Origin of the sequence: Virgibacillus sp. JSM 102003, assembly GCF_041949995.1 — a bacterium.
GTDB lineage: Bacteria > Bacillota > Bacilli > Bacillales > Amphibacillaceae > Lentibacillus.
The window spans coordinates 1-1,417 of record NZ_JBHFQH010000033.1 but is presented as its reverse complement, the minus strand read 5'-3'; the positions used below and the strand labels follow the sequence as shown (position 1 = coordinate 1,417).

Annotated in this window: 9 tRNA genes and 2 rRNA genes; all 11 read left to right on the top strand. The window is 49.7% G+C overall.

The features are described 5' to 3' along the window. Positions 1-99 precede the first annotated feature (99 nt). Positions 100-215 (top strand): 5S ribosomal RNA (rrf, locus tag ACE1TG_RS19700). A 14-nt stretch (positions 216-229) separates the two neighbouring features. Beyond that, a tRNA-Val gene (locus tag ACE1TG_RS19695) sits at positions 230-305 on the top strand. A gap of 4 nt (positions 306-309) precedes the next feature. Then, positions 310-385: transfer RNA gene (locus ACE1TG_RS19690), tRNA-Thr, on the top strand. Positions 386-424: 39 nt separating this feature from the next. Beyond that, positions 425-500, top strand: a tRNA-Lys gene (locus ACE1TG_RS19685). Between the two features lie 6 nt (positions 501-506). Beyond that, positions 507-591, top strand: a tRNA-Leu gene (locus ACE1TG_RS19680). Positions 592-616: 25 nt separating this feature from the next. Next, a tRNA-Gly gene (locus ACE1TG_RS19675) sits at positions 617-691 on the top strand. A 19-nt stretch (positions 692-710) separates the two neighbouring features. Further along, positions 711-799: transfer RNA gene (locus tag ACE1TG_RS19670), tRNA-Leu, on the top strand. Positions 800-802: 3 nt separating this feature from the next. Next, a tRNA-Arg gene (locus ACE1TG_RS19665) sits at positions 803-879 on the top strand. A 6-nt stretch (positions 880-885) separates the two neighbouring features. Further along, positions 886-962, top strand: a tRNA-Pro gene (locus ACE1TG_RS19660). Positions 963-967: 5 nt separating this feature from the next. Beyond that, positions 968-1,043, top strand: a tRNA-Ala gene (locus ACE1TG_RS19655). A gap of 147 nt (positions 1,044-1,190) precedes the next feature. Further along, positions 1,191-1,417 (top strand): 16S ribosomal RNA (locus ACE1TG_RS19650); the annotation flags it as partial.

Below are 1,417 nucleotides of genomic sequence, written 5' to 3'. Positions count from 1 at the left end.
AGCTCTTATTTAGTTTTTAGGGTATAAAATTACAAAAAACCCTTGCATTTTTTCTTGAAAATGCATATAATATATTTTGTCTTTCAATTTAAGGACATGTCTGGTAGCATTAGCGGAGAGGACACACCTGTTCCCATGCCGAACACAGCAGTTAAGCTCTCCAGCGCCGATGGTAGTTGGGGCTTTGCCCCTGCAAGAGTAGGACGCCGCCAGGCATTATATATGTCCGGGAGGATTAGCTCAGCTGGGAGAGCACCTGCCTTACAAGCAGGGGGTCGCAGGTTCGAGCCCTGCATCCTCCACCATTATGCCGGTCTAGCTCAATTGGCAGAGCAACTGACTTGTAATCAGTAGGTTGGGGGTTCAATTCCTCTGGCCGGCACCATTTTAAATAAACATATTAATTTAAGAATAAACATAGTAGGAGCCATTAGCTCAGCTGGCAGAGCATCTGACTTTTAATCAGAGGGTCGGAGGTTCGAATCCTCCATGGCTCACCACCTTTTGCGGGTGTGGCGGAATTGGCAGACGCGCTAGATTTAGGATCTAGTGTCTTACGACGTGGGGGTTCAAGTCCCTCCACCCGCACCATTTTAATTTTGTAATAGTGTCTTAAGCGGAAGTAGTTCAGTGGTAGAACACCACCTTGCCAAGGTGGGGGTCGCGGGTTCGAATCCCGTCTTCCGCTCCAATTAGCCAATCTAATCCACGCCGGGGTGGCGGAATTGGCAGACGCACAGGACTTAAAATCCTGCGGTAGGTCACTACCGTGCCGGTTCGAGTCCGGCCCTCGGCACCATATGCGCCCGTAGCTCAATTGGATAGAGCGTTTGACTACGGATCAAGAGGTTAGGGGTTCGACTCCTCTCGGGCGCGCCATTTTAACGGGAAGTAGCTCAGCTTGGTAGAGCACGTGGTTTGGGACCACGGGGTCGCAGGTTCGAATCCTGTCTTCCCGACCATTTTTGGGGCCTTAGCTCAGCTGGGAGAGCGCCTGCCTTGCACGCAGGAGGTCAGCGGTTCGATCCCGCTAGGCTCCACCATTAATGATATTTATTTGCTCCTTGAAAACTGAACAAAACAACCAGTATGTCAAGAAAACAGGATAAAAGTTAAACTTTTAAACCCTGATTTCAATTTTTAAGCTAAGAACAGATGATTGATTGGTGTCAATCATAATCAAACGAACTTTTATGGAGAGTTTGATCTTGGCTCAGGACGAACGCTGGCGGCGTGCCTAATACATGCAAGTCGAGCGCGGGAAGCAGGCGGATCCCTCCGGGGTGAAGCTTGTGGAACGAGCGGCGGACGGGTGAGTAACACGTGGGCAACCTGCCTGTAAGACTGGGATAACCCCGGGAAACCGGGGCTAATACCGGATAATATTTTTCAGCACATGTTGAGAAATTGAAAGGCG